At 59.2% G+C, this 15982-nt stretch carries 18 protein-coding genes and 1 tRNA gene; 8 read left to right on the forward strand and 11 right to left on the reverse strand.

Features of this window, described 5'->3' with window-relative positions; translation table 11 throughout:
• The first annotated feature begins 18 nt into the window (after positions 1-18).
• The 5 genes from trxA to D1224_RS07085 all read left to right on the forward strand — a co-directional run bounded on the left by trxA (position 19) and on the right by D1224_RS07085 (position 2829).
• Entirely contained in the window at positions 19-372 is a 354-nt protein-coding gene (gene trxA / locus D1224_RS07070) for a thioredoxin (protein ID WP_267897090.1), read from the forward strand.
• Between the two features lie 450 nt (positions 373-822).
• Complete coding sequence (locus D1224_RS16475) at positions 823-960, forward strand: hypothetical protein (protein ID WP_182482203.1); 138 nt, start codon at positions 823-825, stop codon at positions 958-960.
• Between the two features lie 360 nt (positions 961-1320).
• The gene (locus D1224_RS07075) at positions 1321-2112 is read left to right on the forward strand and encodes an SDR family NAD(P)-dependent oxidoreductase (protein WP_119379189.1); all 792 of its coding nucleotides are present in this window, start codon (positions 1321-1323) and stop codon (positions 2110-2112) included.
• An 83-nt stretch (positions 2113-2195) separates the two neighbouring features.
• Positions 2196-2462 carry a hypothetical protein gene (locus tag D1224_RS07080; protein ID WP_119379190.1) on the forward strand — a complete coding sequence of 89 codons (267 nt, stop codon included), beginning with the start codon at positions 2196-2198 and terminating at the stop codon, positions 2460-2462.
• A gap of 76 nt (positions 2463-2538) precedes the next feature.
• Entirely contained in the window at positions 2539-2829 is a 291-nt protein-coding gene (locus D1224_RS07085; RefSeq protein WP_119379191.1) for a GIY-YIG nuclease family protein, read from the forward strand.
• 349 nt (positions 2830-3178) lie between these two features.
• Here D1224_RS07085 and D1224_RS07090 read toward each other — a convergent pair whose 3' ends face one another.
• Positions 3179-4036, reverse strand: a complete 858-nt coding sequence (locus D1224_RS07090; protein ID WP_119379192.1) for a DUF3800 domain-containing protein — start codon at positions 4034-4036, stop codon at positions 3179-3181.
• A gap of 576 nt (positions 4037-4612) precedes the next feature.
• Between D1224_RS07090 and D1224_RS07095 the strand changes: the two genes are divergently transcribed.
• Positions 4613-5206: a hypothetical protein gene (locus D1224_RS07095; RefSeq protein ID WP_119379193.1), complete on the forward strand. Its 594-nt coding sequence runs from the start codon at positions 4613-4615 to the stop codon at positions 5204-5206.
• Positions 5207-5396: 190 nt separating this feature from the next.
• Here D1224_RS07095 and D1224_RS07100 read toward each other — a convergent pair whose 3' ends face one another.
• Genes D1224_RS07100 through D1224_RS07125 form a run of 6 tightly spaced genes read right to left on the reverse strand, consistent with a single transcriptional unit; the run spans position 5397 to position 10729 of the window.
• Positions 5397-6665 carry a bifunctional folylpolyglutamate synthase/dihydrofolate synthase gene (locus tag D1224_RS07100; protein ID WP_119379194.1) on the reverse strand — a complete coding sequence of 423 codons (1269 nt, stop codon included), beginning with the start codon at positions 6663-6665 and terminating at the stop codon, positions 5397-5399.
• Entirely contained in the window at positions 6662-7651 is a 990-nt protein-coding gene (locus D1224_RS07105) for an acetyl-CoA carboxylase carboxyltransferase subunit beta (protein WP_119379195.1), read from the reverse strand. The genes D1224_RS07100 and D1224_RS07105 overlap by 4 nt, the downstream gene beginning before the upstream one ends.
• Before the next feature lie 27 nt (positions 7652-7678).
• Complete coding sequence (gene trpA / locus D1224_RS07110) at positions 7679-8506, reverse strand: tryptophan synthase subunit alpha (RefSeq protein ID WP_119379196.1); 828 nt, start codon at positions 8504-8506, stop codon at positions 7679-7681.
• Positions 8506-8835 carry a divalent-cation tolerance protein CutA gene (gene cutA / locus D1224_RS07115; RefSeq protein WP_119379197.1) on the reverse strand — a complete coding sequence of 110 codons (330 nt, stop codon included), beginning with the start codon at positions 8833-8835 and terminating at the stop codon, positions 8506-8508. The genes trpA and cutA overlap by 1 nt, the downstream gene beginning before the upstream one ends.
• 3 nt (positions 8836-8838) lie before the next feature.
• The gene (gene trpB, locus D1224_RS07120) at positions 8839-10050 is read right to left on the reverse strand and encodes a tryptophan synthase subunit beta (RefSeq protein WP_182482204.1); all 1212 of its coding nucleotides are present in this window, start codon (positions 10048-10050) and stop codon (positions 8839-8841) included.
• Entirely contained in the window at positions 9971-10729 is a 759-nt protein-coding gene (locus D1224_RS07125) for a phosphoribosylanthranilate isomerase (RefSeq protein WP_119379199.1), read from the reverse strand. The genes trpB and D1224_RS07125 overlap by 80 nt, the downstream gene beginning before the upstream one ends.
• 123 nt (positions 10730-10852) lie before the next feature.
• Between D1224_RS07125 and D1224_RS07130 the strand changes: the two genes are divergently transcribed.
• Entirely contained in the window at positions 10853-12028 is a 1176-nt protein-coding gene (locus D1224_RS07130) for a CaiB/BaiF CoA transferase family protein (RefSeq protein ID WP_119379200.1), read from the forward strand.
• A 17-nt stretch (positions 12029-12045) separates the two neighbouring features.
• Here the strand turns inward: D1224_RS07130 and D1224_RS07135 are convergent, their stop codons facing one another.
• From D1224_RS07135 to D1224_RS07150, 4 genes are all read right to left on the reverse strand, one after another.
• Positions 12046-12648, reverse strand: a complete 603-nt coding sequence (locus D1224_RS07135; protein ID WP_119379201.1) for a hypothetical protein — start codon at positions 12646-12648, stop codon at positions 12046-12048.
• A gap of 51 nt (positions 12649-12699) precedes the next feature.
• Positions 12700-14472, reverse strand: coding sequence for an EAL domain-containing protein (locus D1224_RS07140; protein ID WP_119379202.1), 1773 nt, complete (start codon positions 14470-14472; stop codon positions 12700-12702).
• The gene (locus D1224_RS07145) at positions 14469-15020 is read right to left on the reverse strand and encodes a GAF domain-containing protein (RefSeq protein WP_233350436.1); all 552 of its coding nucleotides are present in this window, start codon (positions 15018-15020) and stop codon (positions 14469-14471) included. The genes D1224_RS07140 and D1224_RS07145 overlap by 4 nt, the downstream gene beginning before the upstream one ends.
• Positions 15021-15119: 99 nt before the next feature.
• Positions 15120-15209 (reverse strand) — tRNA-Ser (locus tag D1224_RS07150).
• Between the two features lie 107 nt (positions 15210-15316).
• On the opposite strand from D1224_RS07150, the gene msrA reads away from it, so the two are divergent.
• A complete protein-coding gene (msrA, locus tag D1224_RS07155) occupies positions 15317-15970 on the forward strand; it encodes a peptide-methionine (S)-S-oxide reductase MsrA (RefSeq protein ID WP_119379203.1) in 654 nt (217 codons plus the stop codon).
• The last annotated feature ends 12 nt before the right edge of the window (positions 15971-15982 follow it).

Genomic DNA, 15982 nt, shown 5'->3' on the forward strand with positions numbered 1-15982 from the left:
AGAATCCGTACAATTCCTATCTATAAGAGCAGACAACGAGCAAAGGAGGCAGAAATGGCCGCCGAAACGATTACAGACGACAATTTTGACGACGCCGTAGCCGGTGACAAGCCGGTCGTGGTCGACTTCTGGGCCGAATGGTGTGGCCCGTGTAAGCAGATGTCCCCGCACCTCGAAGCCGTGGCCGAGGAAATGGCCGACAAGGTGAAAGTCGCCAAGATCAATGTCGACGAGAACCCCGTCGCCGCCTCCAAATTCGGCGTGCGCGGCTTGCCGACCCTGATGATGTTCAAGGACGGCAAAGTCACCGCCACCCATCTCGGCGCGATGTCGAAACAGCGCATCGCCGAGTGGATCAAGGAAAGCGCATAAACTCCGCGTTGACCTGCAAGACGACAAAGCCCGCCCGGTCCGCCGCGGCGGGCTTTTTCTTTGCGCGTCCAAGAGAGCGGAAATCACAACCTCCTCCTGAGCGGCGCCTGCCCCGGCGAAGGCCGGGGTCGAAGGATGAAGCCCGAAATACTGACCTCGCCGCCCGCCTCACTCCTGATGAGCACCAGCTCATCTGGGGGCCCATCTCCCGCCAACCCGAACATCAAAGTCAGGAGATGGACCCTCAGACCGCTACGCGGTCGAGGGTGACGCCAACTCAAACCTACCCCCCAATCCCGTCATCCCGGAAGAGCCGCCAGGCTCTATCCGGGACCCATGGCGGCTAAGCGCGCCTCTTCGAAACCAGCCCCCCACACACCTTCCCTACACCGCCGCTTCAGCGCATCCTGCAATAGCTTCTACAGGTTACGCAGATGATGAGGCCCCCGCATGGCAAATCCTTTCAAAGGCGCAGCAACCCTCATACTTGCCATCGGCGCAATAATCCTGATCGCGCGCGGTGCAGTCGTGCTGGCGATAATCGTCGTCATCCTTGGCCTGCTCCTCCTACCTATCTTCGAAGAGTAACCCGCCCCCAATTCCGTCATCCCGGAAGAGCCGCCAGGCTCTATCCGGGACCCATGGCGGCTGGGTGCATCCCTCTCAAACAAAACCTCCCCCCCTCCCGATCGCGGGAGAGGGGTCAGGGGTGGGGGCACCGAAGCGAGTGGCTGTCTCGCGTTCCGCCAATCGCAAACGCCCCAGTCCCCTCATGGTGAGCGAAGTCTCAACCGCCATAGGTCCCGGATATTCGCAGAAGCGAATTCCGGGATGACGGCAAATTGCGGAATCCCAAACCCAAACCCCTTCCCCACACGTCACCCATGGACGAAGCCCCGCTCCGCCCCTACGCCTTCCTCAACGAAAACACACGGAGGAGACCCGCCCATGGAGCCGTACCAGCCGCTTTCCCGCTCGATCAAAGGCAAGACCGCCCTCATCACCGGCGCCGCCTCCGGCATGGGCCGGGCCACTGCCCACCTCTTTGCCCATGAAGGCGCGAATGTCGCCGTAACGGACCTCAAGCAGGACGCCGTCGACAAGGTCGTGGCTGAGATCAAGGCCGCCGGCTTCGACAACGTCAAAGGCTGGGCCATGGATGTCGGCGACGGCGAGGCGATCAAGCGCGTCGTCAAGGAAGCCGCGGAGCATTTCGGCGGCCTCGAAATCCTCGTCAACAATGCCGGTTTCGCCATCCCGGCCAACGTTGCCGAAGAAAGCTATGAGGACAGCTGGGGCCCCAGCATCAACGTCATGCTGACCAGCCACCAGCGCGCCATCCGCGCGGCCCTGCCCTATATGCGCAAGGCAAAGTTCGGCCGCATCGTGAACGTCGCCTCGACCGAAGGCGTCGGCGCGACCCCCGGCAACTCGCCTTACGTCGCTGCCAAGCACGGCGTCATCGGTCTCACCCGCGGCCTGGCGTGCGACCTTGGCCGCGAGGAAGACATGGACATCACCGTCAACTGCATCTGCCCTGGCCCCATCCGCACCGGCATCACCTCCGGCATCCCGGAAGAGCACAAGACCATCTACGCCAAGCGCCGCGTGCCGCTGCGCCGGTACGGCATCCCCGAAGAAGTCGCCAATATGACGCTTTCTGTCGTCCTCCCGGCCGCAAGCTTCCTCAACGGCGTCCACATCCCGGTCGACGGCGGCCTGACGATCAAGAATGCTTGAGGGGTAAGCGTTATTCCGACCCCTGGCTGAAAGATCGCCAGCGCGCTTGCCTTGTGTGAAGCGGTTGGGATAACGCTGTTTACATGAAACTCCCGCAAGACTTCGAAGCCCGGTTCACTGATATATTTCAGCCCGTCTTCATCTGGGGTGTCGGCGCACTGGAACTCGCGCTGATCCTTTACACGCTCTATTCGGAGTTTCTTACAGGCACCGGGCCATCCCTCCTGACGACTGTATTACCCCTAAGTATAGCGATAGCCGTTGCGTGGGCCGTTCTGGCTGTCCTTATCACGCTCGCCATTATCGCCTTCAAAGCCCGCAAAGAGGGCGAGAAAGTCGAAGAGGGCTAACGCGCTTCCGACGCCTATTCATGTATCGCGAAGATGCCTGCGAAAGCAGGTATCGGCGGCGTCAGGATGAGACAGAATGAAACCATTCTACGTCTACATCCTCGCCAGTCAGAAGAACGGCACGCTCTTTACCGGCAGCACCGACGACATATCGAAACGCGTCTGGGAGCATAAACAAGGTCTCGGCGCCGCCTTCACCCGCAAATATGCGGTCCACCGCCTCATCTGGCTTGAACCCCACGACTCCCGCGACAGCGCAAAGACCCGCGAATACCAGATCAAGGCATGGAAACGCGCCTGGACGCTAAAGCTGATCGAAGCCGAAAACCCGGACTGGCTCGACCTCTACCTCAAACTCAACCACTGACCCCCACTCCCAAGCACCACCCTCCCGAAGATGCCTGCGAAGGCAGGCATCCAAGGTGTAATCCGCTGCGCCTTCCCCTTCCGCCAGCTTCTCAACGGCGTCCACATCCCGGTCGATGGCGGGCTGACGATCAAGAATGCTTGAGGGAAAAGCACCCACACTCCGACGATAACTGCGAAGGCAGGTATCCAAGGTGACCTTGTCGAACCACCTGGGTTCTGACGAACGAACCCAATAAGTAGCTTGTCGAGACCCAGCAAATCACTTATATATTGTGTGGGCCCCTCCTGAACTGAAGGTCCAAGTTCCACTTGGATTATTGATGTAGGATCAGGTCGGGCCCGCTCCATCAGACGTTCCTGTTTCCCCTTTTTGCCAAGGTTAAATCAACGGCGTGGTCGTTGGCTTTAAAGAGCCAGTGCCGATACGGGTCTGTCCAGCGGTCTCTCGGTCCAAGATTTGTACCCGTGTTCACGCCTACATTAAAACCGGGCCTGATCTGTCGGATCTCAGTATTGATATGTCGGTACAGTTTTTCCTTTGCGACAGTTCTTTTGCCGCGCCTTCGCGATCCATCCGGTTTTACGTATAATTTTCCGTTGAGTTGGGCGCACACGGACCCGAGGATGATATCTAACCCCTGCAAAATCACGTGCTCTGATGAGTCGATGTCATTGATGTGTCGCACCGGTATGGTGACATTTATTCCACGCATATCGTAGGCTTCGGGTATGCTACTGACACGTGATTTGAACGCGCGAATTTTCTCGCCATTCTCTGGAATTTGATCGGGAAAGATGTGGAAGTAGACCCGATCCAGGCTGTTAGGGTTGCAGTACTTGATCCCAAAAGCGTGCTTGTAGAATTGGTAATACAGCCGGAGATAGCGTTCTTCGACTTGCTCTTTCGAAAGTCCCTTGGGTACGTGAATATTCTGGGTAAACATCAGCCGCACCCGGAGCCGAGAGGTCGCTACAAACGAGAAGTAGAATGAGATGAATTCCTTGTACTTCTCAAGGTAGTTAGCGGTCACGCGATCCCATTTGATTTCGCGGTTGAGATTTAGCTCTATTTTCTTTTCATTGAGCAGCGCATCGATCTCTTCTCGATCTTCGGCCTTGAGCAGAACTCCCCCAAAGAAGTTGGAGTAGTATTTTCCCTTCTTGTCGGATTCATCGCTATATATGATGTAATGACGTTTCGCCATGAACGCTTTTGATGTCTGCTAACCGCCAGATTCAACTCGACAATTTCAAAGAGGCCGCCCGTGAAACCGAATATGATACGGATAAAGAGGCGTTGACGAAGGTGAGGGAGCGCACGCCGGACGCGCCTGAATAGGCATCAAAAAGTTCAGTAGACCATCAGCTCAATACGGAGGTTAGAAATGGCACTTGATCCGGGCTGGGCCGGCATCATTGGCGCAGTGGCTGGCGCGACGATCTCGGTGGTTGTTCCATTGATAGGCGCCTGGATAAGCGGACACCGTTCAAGGAATCTTGCAGACAAACGTCGGGCTCGCCTGAGGGCCATGTTGAATGGCGAAAAATTTAAGTGGCGAAGCCTTCAGCAGCTTTCGGCTTCGATCGGTGCTGACGCGCAAACAACTCTAGAGTTGCTAATTGAAATCGACGCTCGTGCGTCGATATCGAACCCAAATTCATGGGCTCTAATTGAACGGGCCCCTTGGCCCCTGGACATTCAGCCGAGTAGGCCGGGTCTATCAAATACTCCCTGTTCTAGACTTTCCCACCGTACACCGCCCCGCCCTATCCTCCCTCCCATGACCCAGCTTACCGGTTTCATTGAGGAAGGCTTTTCCACTGTCCGCGAGGCGGTCGTGGAGGTGATGGACCGGTTGAGTGTGGATTTCAGGCCGCAGGTGACGCAGGCGGTTGCGCGCTATGCCCGCAGGCAGATCAAATTCATTGAAATCCTGCTGCGCCGCCTGATCCTGCTGCTCGCGTCAGAAATCGAGCTGGCCCCGCCAGCGAAGGCGACTTCCACGCCGTCGACGCGCGAGCCTCAGACCCCGGAAACCAGAGCAAGCACCTTCAAACTCCTGCCAAAGCTTGGTGAGGCCGGAACACCTTTTGAGCGCCTGCGCGCCCTGCACACCGCCCCCTCGTGCAGAAACACCGCCAGTGCACCGCTGCTGCACCGTCTAGGGACACTGCTACACCACCTTGAGAACCCGATGCCCCTCGCCCGGCGCATGGCGCGCATCCTGGGCCGCCTCAAAGTCGAAGGTGAGCCGCGCCCCGTTATCCTGCCGCTGGCCGGTCTGCACCGCGCCGCCCCGCAGCTCGCCCTCCTCACGACCAGCCTCATGCTGCACGGCAATGACGTGCTGCGCGACTGGTTCGATACGAGCTGAAGGGGGGGGGCATTTCACGCCACATCCCACAGATCCGGCCGGGTCTGTGGCCGCAAGCGCAGCTTTTTGGCGGCTTCATCCTTCAATAGGCTTCGGATGAGCTGGAGGATCAGAGAGGCAACCTAATCCGGTCACTTTCCTCCTCATCCTGAGCGAAGTCGAAGGACAAGGAGGAAGGAGGCAGCAAAACCTAGTCAGGCAGCTCATCATTCTGGGCCAGAACCTTGCCCGCCAGATAGAGGGACCCGCAGATGAGGATACGCTCGGCCCCGGCCTCCCGGGCCGCTTCCATCGCGGCGTGGAAACTCTGATGGGCGTCGGCGCCAGCGCCCGCCTCACGGGCCGCATTGGCAAGCTCTTCGGGCGTGAAACTGTTCTCATTATTGTCGATGGGGCAGGTAAAGACGCTAAGGCCAGGCCGGTTGAGGGCGGCGAAAAAGCCGCGCGCATCCTTGTTGGCCAGCATGGCCGAGACGAGCATGGTCCGCTTGGCAGGCTCTTCGCTGTCCAGCGTGTCGAGCACGGCAGAAAGCGCCCGGCCGGCATGGGGATTATGGCCGCCATCGAGCCAGACCGGCTTCTCGCCCGCAAGTGCCGTGACCGGCCCCGTCGAGAGCCGCTGCATCCGGGCAGGCCAGCGGGCGGAGGCCGCGCCTTGGGCGATGGCTTCAGGCGTAATACCCTGAATGTTCGCGGCTTTCAGCGCCTTGGCGGCGAGGGCCGCGTTGGAAAACTGATGCTCGCCCCAAAGGCCCAGCGGCGGCTGGATCAGGGCGAGGTCATCGGGTGTGAGGAAGTCGATTTCGTTGCCGGTTCGGGCGGCTTCGGCCTCCAGCGCGGCTTTCGCCTCTTTGGTCTGAATGGCGGAAACGGCCGGGCAGCCGGGCTTCAGAATGCCAGCCTTGTCAGTCGCGATCTTGGTGATCGTATCGCCGAGAAAAGCCTGATGATCGAGGTCAATCGGGCAGAAAACACTACAGGCGGCCGCCTCAATGACGTTGGAGGCATCGTACCGCCCGCCAAGACCAACCTCGAGGATGAGGAGGTCTGCCGGGGTCTCATGGAAAGCGAGGAAGCTGGCGGCTTGGGCCGCCTCAAAATGGGTGATCTGGCGGTGGCCCTTGAGGGCGGCTTCGACCCGTTCGAGGCAGGAGACGAGATAGTCATCCTCGATCAGCTGGCCGGCGAGCCGGATCCGCTCATTGAAACGGACCAGATGCGGCGAGGTCGATGTATGGACGGAAAGGCCCGCCGCCTCTGCAATGGCGCGGATAAAGGCAACAGTAGAGCCTTTGCCATTCGTGCCGCCGACATGGATGACGGGGGGAAGATCGAGATGCGGATTGCCAAGCTCCTCGAGCACGACCAGAAGCCGGTCGAGCGCGAGGATGCGGTCTTTGGGATTGTAGCGTTCGAACCGTTTGAGCGCCGTTTCGACGCCAAGCTGGGCGTCGATCAAGCTTTCTTGCCTTTGGACTTGTCTTTGGCTTCTGGCGCCGGAACGTCGGCCAGCGGCGCCTTAAGCGGGCCGATCGGCGTTTCGTCCGTCGCGCGTTTCGGCATCAGATGGGCGAGAAGGCGCCCGACCGTTGCTTTCAGTTCGCGCCGGTCGCTGACGATATCAACCTGGCCCTTCTGGCGCAGGAATTCAGAGCGCTGGAAGCCGTCGGGAAGTTTTTCGCGGATGGTCTGTTCAATTACGCGCGGGCCGGAGAAGGCGATCATGGCGCCCGGCTCAGCGATATGAACGTCGCCGAGCATCGCATAGGAGGCCGACACACCGCCCGAGGTCGGGTCAGTCAGGACGACGATGTAGGGAAGGCCAGCTTCGCGGACTTCATCAATCGCGAGCGTCGTACGCGGCATCTGCATGAGGGAAAGTGTCCCTTCCTGCATGCGCGCACCGCCTGAAGCGGTACAGACAATGAACGCGGCCTTGCGGGCCACGGCAAGCTGGGCTGCCGCGATGAAGGCTTCACCGGCGGCCATGCCGAGCGAGCCGCCCATGAAGGCAAAGTCCTGAACCAAGACGACGGCCGGCTTGCCCTGGATACGCCCAAAGGCGGCCGCCATGCAGTCTTCTTGCGAGATTGGCGGGCTAGCGTCCGGGCTTTCTTCCTTCTCGCGGGCAGCCAGTTTGGACTTGGCGGCCTTCAGGCGGGATGGATAAGGCTTGTCATCGCGGAATTTGAGCGGGTCCTGAGCAACGGGTGGAAGCTGCAGCGGCTCCCAGCGCTCATTGTCGAAGAAGAGACGGAAACGGCGGCGCGGCGAGATCCGCAGATGCGCGCCTGCCGGGGTGACATACCAGCTCTCTTCCAGGTCGGATCGATAGACGAGCTCACCGGATTTGGGGCATTTGACCCAGAGATTATCGGGCGTGTCCTTCTTCGAAGACAGAAAAGTCTTCAAACCGGGCGTTCTGAAGTTGGTGAGCCAGTTCATGTCAGAGTCACTCCTAAACTGTACTGCCTAGTTTCGCCCGGCATCGGCGAGCGCGCCAGACAGTTCTGCTGCCAGCGCGCCGATTTTAGACGGAATTTTATCCGGCGTGCCCGCTTCCAGAGATGTTCGTACATGATCCACGAATGCGGACCCGACGACAACCCCATCTGCAATAGCGGCCATGGCGGCGGCTTGTTCCCCCGTCCGTACGCCGAATCCGACGCAGACAGGGAGGCCCGAAACGCGCCGAGCGCGCTCCACACCTTCGCGAATATCTTGCGGATCGGCAGAGCCGGACCCGGTCACGCCGGCAACGGCGACATAGTAGAGAAAGCCGGACGCACCCTCAGCGACCTTGGCAATGCGCTTGTCTGTGGTGGTCGGCGTGGCCAGCCGGATCACGGAAATTTCATGGCGCGCATAGGCATCGCGCAATTCATGGTCTTCCTCAGGCGGAAGGTCGACGAGAATTGTGCCATCGATACCCGCATCGGCGGCTGCGTCAGCAAATGCTTCGTAGCCAAGATGGAAGACCGGGTTGGCATAGCCCATCAGGATCAGCGGGGTATCCTGATCGTCTTCTCGAAAGCGTTTGGCGAGCGCCAGAACGTCAGTGAGCTTTGTGCCAGCCTTCAGGCTGCGCTGGCCAGCCCGCTGGATCGCCGGACCATCGGCCATGGGATCGGTGAAGGGCGCGCCAAGCTCGATAATGTCAGCGCCATTGTCACGCAGGGCACAAAGTGCCTTGTAGCTGGTTTCAAGGTCGGGATCGCCCGCCATGATATAGCTTACCAGAGCGGCGCGGCCTTCGGCGCGAACCTTTTCAAACCGGGCAGTAATTCGGGATGTCGGCATTAGCGGGAAGGCGCTTCCGTATTTTCTTCAAGCCACGCTGCATACTCACCCAGCGCATGAGTGCAAGGCCAGGCTACCATAGCTGGTATGTCGTAGGGGTGGAGGCTTGTTACGAGGGTTTCCAGCGCCTCCCAGCAACTCTCGACCGATTTCAGCCAGAGAATGTGCTCGAATGCCTGTTCGACCACACCCTTCCAGAGATAGGTAGACGAAACCGGACCTTCGATATTGCCACACGCGGCCAGCCGTTTTTCAACTGCTGCGTCAGCAATCTTCTGGGCAATATCCTGCGACGGGCAGGTAATCCGTATGAGGAGTGCTTTGGTCATCACCTAGATGTCCATGCCGAGGTGTTCGGCGACCGAGAAGATGTCCTTATCGCCGCGTCCGCAGAGGTTCATGATCAGGATCTGGTCCTTGTCCATCGTCTCGCAGATATCGCCGAGACGGGCGATCGCGTGGGCAGGCTCAAGCGCAGGGATGATCCCCTCAAGACGCGTACAAAGCTGGAAGCCTTCAAGCGCTTCCTTGTCCGTGCAGGTAAGATATTCAGCCCGGCCCGTATCACGCAGGAAGGCGTGCTCCGGCCCGATGCCTGGGTAGTCGAGACCAGCAGAGATTGAGTGGGCATCGATGATCTGACCGTCATCAGTCTGCAGGAGATAGGTCTTGTTGCCATGCAGGATACCGGGCCTGCCACCATTCAGCGCGGCTGCATGTTCACCCGTTTCGATGCCATGGCCCGACGCCTCGACGCCAATCAGACGCACGCCTTCATCCTCAATGAAAGGATGGAAGAGGCCGATTGCGTTCGATCCGCCACCGATACAAGCCACAACGGCATCGGGCAGGCGGCCTTCGCGCTCCATGAGCTGGCTTTTCGCTTCCTGGCCAATGACCGACTGAAAGTCACGGACGAGTTCAGGGTAAGGATGCGGACCCGCCGCGGTGCCGATCACGTAGAACGTGTCGTGCACATTGGTGACCCAGTCGCGCAGCGCCTCATTCATGGCGTCTTTCAGCGTGCCCGTGCCGGAAGACACAGGCACAATTTCGGCGCCCAGCATCTTCATCCGGAAGACGTTTGGCTTCTGACGCTCCACATCGGTGGCGCCCATGAAGACGACGCACTGCAGGCCAAAGCGCGCGCAGACCGTAGCTGTCGCGACACCGTGCTGGCCGGCGCCGGTTTCGGCGATGATGCGCTTCTTGCCCATTCGCATCGCAAGAAGGACCTGGCCTAGACAATTATTGATCTTGTGCGCGCCGGTGTGATTGAGCTCGTCGCGTTTGAAATAGATCTTCGGCCCGCCGAAATGCTCGGTCATCCGCTCTGCATGGTAGAGCGGGGACGGACGGCCGACATAGTTACGCCAGAGGTCGTCCATCTGGGACAGGAAAGCAGGGTCTTTCTTGGCGGCGCGGTACTCATCCTCAAGTTCGAGGACAAGCGGCATCAGCGTTTCAGCGACGTAGCGCCCGCCAAATTCGCCGAAGCGGCCCTTCTCGTCGGGCCATTGTGCCCATGTGTTTGGCTTGTTCATGAGAGCCCTCATAGTCCTGACTTTTCGCCGCCGCAATGAAGGCCCGCACGAGGTCAGCATCCTTGATGCCGCGCTGACGTTCCACGCCAGACGAGACGTCGACCGCTGGCGCACCGGTTGCCTTGATTGCGCCTGCTACATTGTGCGGAGTGAGGCCCCCGGCAAGTAGCCAGGGTGTCGCTGGAGCCCAGTCCTGAAGGATCGACCAGTCGAAGGCGGCACCGTGACCGCCCGTCCGGTCCGCCCCCTCTGGCGGCTTTGCGTCGATCAGCAGCCTGTCAGCAGACCGATAGAGGCGAGCTGCTTCCTCCAGGTCTTCGCGAGAGGAGACACCGACCGCTTTCCAGACCTCAACAGATGAAGGCAGGCTGGCCCGAAAATTGGCGACGAACTCTGGCGACTCCTTGCCATGAAGCTGGAACACATCCGGCATGACCGTACCGCCAACGCCGCGCAGAATGGCGGGCTCTGGATCCGAAACGAGCACCACAGAGCGGACATTGTTCGTTGCAGCCGCTAGCAGCAGGTCGATCACCAGCTCGAAACGGGACGCCGTGCTTCCCAGCACGTTGCGCGGACTTTGCGGCACCAGAACAAAGCCGACCCAGTCAGCCCCAGCTTCCGCTGCGACCTTCACCATGTCGGCGTCAGAAATTCCGCATATCTTTACGTCTGCCATGCCGCTTAGGTCATTCCCGCACGCGGTGCTGTCAAGCTGGGAGGCTTTGACCCTGCGTGACCTTGCTGCGCAATGTTTACGAAAGCGCCCAAGCTTGCTGAATAGCGGGCGAAGGAGATTGCCATGCCCGCTACATCGCTATTGTCCGATATCAAGATTGCTGACATGACCACGGTGATCTTTGGCCCTTATTGCACGCAGACGCTTGCAGACATGGGCGCCGATGTCGTGAAGCTGGAACCTGAAAACGGAGATACGTTCCGCAATGTCGGCAAGCCTGCCAATAATCGCGGCATGGGCCCCTGTCACATGACGATCAATCGCGGCAAGCGGTCAGTAGTCTGGGACATGAAGTCAGACGAAGGCAAGGCCGCGATCCGGAAGCTGATTGAGACAAGCGATGTCTTCATCCACAATATCCGTCCCGAAGCGGTGGCGCGCCTCGGCCTGACTTTCGAGGATGTGAAAGCGATCCGCCCAGACATCGTCTACGTCCACTGCCTGGGTTTCGGGACCGAAGGCCCCTATGCTGGCCGGCCTGCCTATGACGACCTCATCCAGTCGCTCTCCGGCGCGTGCAATTTACTGCCCCAGGTCGACGGAAATGACGCGCCGCGTTTCCTGCCTACAGCCTTCGCTGACAAGGTTTCGGGCCTTCATGCCATGTATGCGACCCTTGCCGCGCTGCATCACCGCGCCCGCACGGGCGAAGCCGTGCATGTCGAAGTACCCATGTTCGAGTGCATCTCCTCTTTCCTGCTGGAGGAGCACTTCTATGAGGCGGCCTTCGATCCGCCGGTGGGCCCCTATTACTATCAGCGCCAGATCGACCCTTCGCGCCAGCCTGTGCGCACGCAGAATGGCTGGATCACGATTGCCCCCTATGTCGACCATCGCTGGGTGACGCTGTTCGACGCAATCGGCCAGCCGCAAGAGCTGGAAGACGAGCGGATCAATGATTATCGCGGCCGCTTCTTCAACCATGACTATCTCATGTCCCGGGTGCAGGCGCATTTCGTGAATTTCACGACCGAGGAACTGCTGGACATATTGGGCAAGGCCGACGTTCCGGCAGCCCGGGTGAATGACATTTCAGACCTGCGCGATGACCCGCACCTAAAAGCGGTCGACTTTTTCACCCGCCGCGAACACCCAAGCGAGGGCGCATACTGGGAGGTCAAGCCACCCGTGCGGTTTGTCGGGCATGCCGAGCATGAGATTACGCCCGCGCCCAGACTTGGACAGCACTCGGAAGATATCCTGCGCGAACTCGGGCTGGCGCCAACCGGCGACGAATAGATCGCGCTGAGCTTGAACTAGTTGATGACCTGATTGGCCGAGACGATACGACGCCTGCGCGGTCCCCAGCGGAACTGTTCGGTTTCACGCGTCAAGCCGCGCGCCCGTAGCGTGCCCCGGTCGCGGTAGAGACCAAACCGACGGCGCGCGGCAACTGGTTTTCGACTAGGCCCATGAATGCCGACAATCGTCACCGTAAACTCCAGCGGATTCTCGCGGTCGGTGTCGCTGGTGTCGATTTTACCATGCGCGACCGCGAAACGCTCCAGCAATTCTTCGAAAGAGCCGAGCTCCAGCGCTTCACCATGCGCGAGCGGGATCTGAAATGAACGTTCATGATTATCTGCGGCCGGCTCCGTAATGTCGCTGAGAAGGTCCTCGTCATCTTTCCTGATACGCGCGGTCAGGTTCTGGATGTGAAAACTGCCTTCGCTCATGTTCGAGATAAAGCAGCGCGCGGCGGCATCGGATTTCAGCGATGAGGACACGATCAGGCTGGAGCGGCGCTGGCGGATGATCCCGTTCAGCATGAGCTGTAAATAGGTGATCCACACGATCACCATGATCACATTCGCGCCCGCGCTGATCGCCGAGGAATTATTGCTGATGAAGTCCATCATGCGCGCGACAACGCATGGGTCTGAGCAGAAGTTGCGTCGATTGCAGGTGTGTCAGCTTGCCAGCTGGCTCACGCTGTCGGCGCTCGTTTCACTTGCAGCATCTTTCAGCCACGCAGTCATATCCTGTCCGCTCAATGGCGCAGCGAAATAATAACCCTGCATTTCAGGACAGCCCGCCCCTTCAATGAAAGCGCCTTGCGACGCTGTTTCAACGCCTTCCGCCACCATTGTGAGATCAAGCGCCCGGCCAAGCTGTACCAGCGAGATGACGAGATCGAGCACCTTGTCCTCTTCCTCGATGCCGGAGACGAGCGACTTGTCGATCTTCAGCTTGTCGAGCGGCATGTCGAGAAGCGCCCGCAGGTTTGAGTAGCCGGTACCATAATCGTCGAGCGCAATCTGGACGCCTTCCTCGCGCAGACGGTTCAGGTTACGGCGCGCCGAACTGACGTCTTCGACAAGCGAGGACTCGAGAATTTCGAGACAGATGGCGGAGGGCGGAAGGCCCGAGGCTGCGATTTCACGCAGAAAGTCTGTTGCATAGCCCGGCGTGACGACGTCCATGGGCGAGGCATTGAACGACACGAATCCGATCTCGCCTGATTCGATCCAGGGTTTTGCGATCTTCGCGGCCTTCTTGAAAACAAGGCGGTCCAGATTGCCGACTAGACCCATATCCGTGGCTGCCGCGACAAATTCGTCGGGCCTGACATGGCCGAGGTCCTTATCGTGCCAGCGGGACAGCACCTCTACGCCAATCGGCTGGCGGGTGCCGCTTGAGACGATCGGCTGGAACACCGGCGTGATAAGCGCCTGCTCAAGCGCCTGGGGGAGTTTCTCTTCAATCTGCAGGCGGCGCCGATAGGCGCCCAGCGTATTCTCGTCGAACATCTGCGACGCGGCGCGGCCACCACGCTTGCCTGCGAACAGGGCGAGGTCGGCACGGCTGAGAAGCTCTGACGGCGTGGTCGCATCCTTTGGATAGATGCAGATACCAGCCGAGCCCGAGAGCTTGATTTCACGGTCGCCGGAGGTCGTCGGGCGAAAAACGATCTGCCGAAAGCGTTCAAACCGGTCGGCGAAGGCATCACCAAGTTCGTCCAGGTCCTCGGTAATGACCGCGAACTCATCGCCGCCGATTCGTCCGACACTCCGGATACCAGGGAGGGATGCCAGTCTCTTCCCAACCGTTTTTAGCACGCTGTCGCCGACCGAGTGACCAAACCTGTCATTGATGCGTTTGAAGTAATCGAGGTCAACAAGCGCAAAGCCAAATGACTTGCCGGCTTTCTCGGCATCCTTGACCCGTTTCTCCAGATCAACTTCAAGGCCGCGGCGGTTTCGCAAACCAGTTGCTGCATCGGTCTGCGCGACTTTCAGGGCACTCGCCTTGTCACTCAGCGCTTCTTCGAGGCGTTTCTGCAGTGCCGTCATCTGAGGCTGCATACCGCCAAAATGCGGAAGCGATGCCGCCATCTCGCCGTCGCTCTTGTCGATATGAATGAAGTCCATCACGATTCCGAGCAGGCCCGGCGAGCCGTCTTCAAAGGTGAACGGAACTTTCTTGGTGAGCGCGAACTGGTTGTCGCCGATCTGCTCTTCATTGAGACTTTCTTCGCCAGCGAGAACGGCAGCATCCTCACGCCAGAAGACCTCCACCTGGTCTTCGTCGAATATATGCCGGTCGTCCTTGCCAATAATGTCATCGCAGCCGATCAGCTTCTTGAAAGCCGTATTACCATACACCCAGCGATGCTGGTGATCCTTGACGAAGACCGCGTAGGGAATGGCGTCAAGAACGCTCGAAAAATATGGCGTGATCATTTTTGATCCTGGGTCACTGACGAAACGGGGTCGCGACCGGCCATCCGTGCATCAAGTTTAATCTGGCGCCTGACAAGTGTAGCCATTCGCGTCAGGTCGGCTTGCTGCTCTGGTGACAGCGGTCTTGGTTTGTGATCAATGATGCAGAACGTGCCGATATTGTATCCGTCCACATTTATGGGAGCCCCGGCATAGAACCGGATGTAAGGCTCCGCCGTCACCATGCCGTGATCCTTGAACCGGGGGTCCTGCCGGGCGTCTTCAACGACAAACACGTCGTTGGTCTGAATGGCATAGGAGCAGAAAGAGTTGGTCCTGTCCGACTCACAGGCGTCAATCCCGACGCAGGACTTGAACCACTGCCTGTTCGCATCAACTAGGGACACCAGAACAATGGGCACATCGAAATGACGTGCTGCAGCGCGACTGATCGCGTCGAATGCCTGGCTCGGAGCGGTATCAAGGATTTGCTGGCGGCGCAGGCAATGAAGGCGTGCCGCTTCGCGGGCCGCTGGCGTGATATTGTTTCGGAGATCCAGGGTCGTCATCTGACGGTAATTAAGGATGGCCTGTAAACATCTGGTTGATGCATGCCAGCCAATTGCAGGTGCACTGCAATTGGCAAACGAGCTTAGACCCGAAACAAGTGGCGGTGAGACAGGGATTCGAACCCTGGATACGATTGCTCGCATACACGCGTTCCAGGCGTGCGCCTTCAACCACTCGGCCACCTCACCACAAGGGCGCGTCTATAGAGGAAGGAGCTAGGCAACCGCAAGCCCGTGATTGTTTCTGCGCTGCTGAATTCCATATTGAGGGCTGAGACATTGAAAGGACGAACACCATGTTCTTTACCCGCAAACCCGCCGAACTGCCTGAAAAAGGCGAGGCCCTGCCCGGCCGCGCGCAGACCATCCCGACCTCTGAGACCCATTTCGTTAATGGTAATGATATGAGCGCGCCCATCCCTGACGGTTTCGAAGAAATCGTCTTCGGCATGGGCTGCTTCTGGGGCGTCGAGCGTATCTTCTGGCAGATGGACGGGGTCTGGGTGACCCAGGCTGGCTATGCTGGCGGAGAGACGCCGAACCCGACCTATGAGGAAACCTGCACCGGCAAGACCGGTCACACCGAAGTCGTGCGCGTCGTTTATGACCCGTCAAAGGTGACCGCGAGCGAACTGATCAAGGCGTTCTGGGAAAATCATGACCCGACGCAGGGCATGCGCCAGGGCAATGATGTCGGCACGCAGTACCGGTCTGCCATATTCACGACAACCGAAGAGCAGGAAAAGATCGCTGCCGCGACGCGCGAGACGTTCCAGAAGGCACTGAACGATTCCGGCCGCGGCCAGATCACGACAGAGATCCGCCCACTGGACGAGTTTTTTCATGCCGAGGACTATCACCAGCAATATCTCGCCAAGAACCCAAACGGATATTGCGGGATCGGCGGTACGGGCGTTTCCTGTCCGATGCCGACGGGTGTCAGCGCGTAAGCATCTTTGCTA

This window comes from Henriciella barbarensis, assembly GCF_003576345.1.
GTDB classification, from domain to species: Bacteria; Pseudomonadota; Alphaproteobacteria; order Caulobacterales; family Hyphomonadaceae; genus Henriciella; species Henriciella barbarensis.

What these genes read in the sequence shown, in the direction of transcription:
- D1224_RS07135 (WP_119379201.1), bottom strand. Translation starts at nt 12,648, where the DNA reads ATGATGGACTTCATCAGCAATAATTCCTCGGCGATCAGCGCGGGCGCG.
- msrA (WP_119379203.1), top strand. Translation starts at nt 15,317, where the DNA reads ATGTTCTTTACCCGCAAACCCGCCGAACTGCCTGAAAAAGGCGAGGCC.
- trpB (WP_182482204.1), bottom strand. Translation starts at nt 10,050, where the DNA reads ATGAACAAGCCAAACACATGGGCACAATGGCCCGACGAGAAGGGCCGC.
- D1224_RS07085 (WP_119379191.1), top strand. Translation starts at nt 2,539, where the DNA reads ATGAAACCATTCTACGTCTACATCCTCGCCAGTCAGAAGAACGGCACG.
- D1224_RS07095 (WP_119379193.1), top strand. Translation starts at nt 4,613, where the DNA reads ATGACCCAGCTTACCGGTTTCATTGAGGAAGGCTTTTCCACTGTCCGC.
- D1224_RS07090 (WP_119379192.1), bottom strand. Translation starts at nt 4,036, where the DNA reads ATGGCGAAACGTCATTACATCATATATAGCGATGAATCCGACAAGAAG.
- cutA (WP_119379197.1), bottom strand. Translation starts at nt 8,835, where the DNA reads ATGACCAAAGCACTCCTCATACGGATTACCTGCCCGTCGCAGGATATT.
- D1224_RS16475 (WP_182482203.1), top strand. Translation starts at nt 823, where the DNA reads ATGGCAAATCCTTTCAAAGGCGCAGCAACCCTCATACTTGCCATCGGC.
- D1224_RS07125 (WP_119379199.1), bottom strand. Translation starts at nt 10,729, where the DNA reads ATGGCAGACGTAAAGATATGCGGAATTTCTGACGCCGACATGGTGAAG.
- D1224_RS07145 (WP_233350436.1), bottom strand. Translation starts at nt 15,020, where the DNA reads ATGACGACCCTGGATCTCCGAAACAATATCACGCCAGCGGCCCGCGAA.
- D1224_RS07080 (WP_119379190.1), top strand. Translation starts at nt 2,196, where the DNA reads ATGAAACTCCCGCAAGACTTCGAAGCCCGGTTCACTGATATATTTCAG.
- D1224_RS07130 (WP_119379200.1), top strand. Translation starts at nt 10,853, where the DNA reads ATGCCCGCTACATCGCTATTGTCCGATATCAAGATTGCTGACATGACC.
- D1224_RS07105 (WP_119379195.1), bottom strand. Translation starts at nt 7,651, where the DNA reads ATGAACTGGCTCACCAACTTCAGAACGCCCGGTTTGAAGACTTTTCTG.
- D1224_RS07140 (WP_119379202.1), bottom strand. Translation starts at nt 14,472, where the DNA reads ATGATCACGCCATATTTTTCGAGCGTTCTTGACGCCATTCCCTACGCG.
- trpA (WP_119379196.1), bottom strand. Translation starts at nt 8,506, where the DNA reads ATGCCGACATCCCGAATTACTGCCCGGTTTGAAAAGGTTCGCGCCGAA.
- D1224_RS07075 (WP_119379189.1), top strand. Translation starts at nt 1,321, where the DNA reads ATGGAGCCGTACCAGCCGCTTTCCCGCTCGATCAAAGGCAAGACCGCC.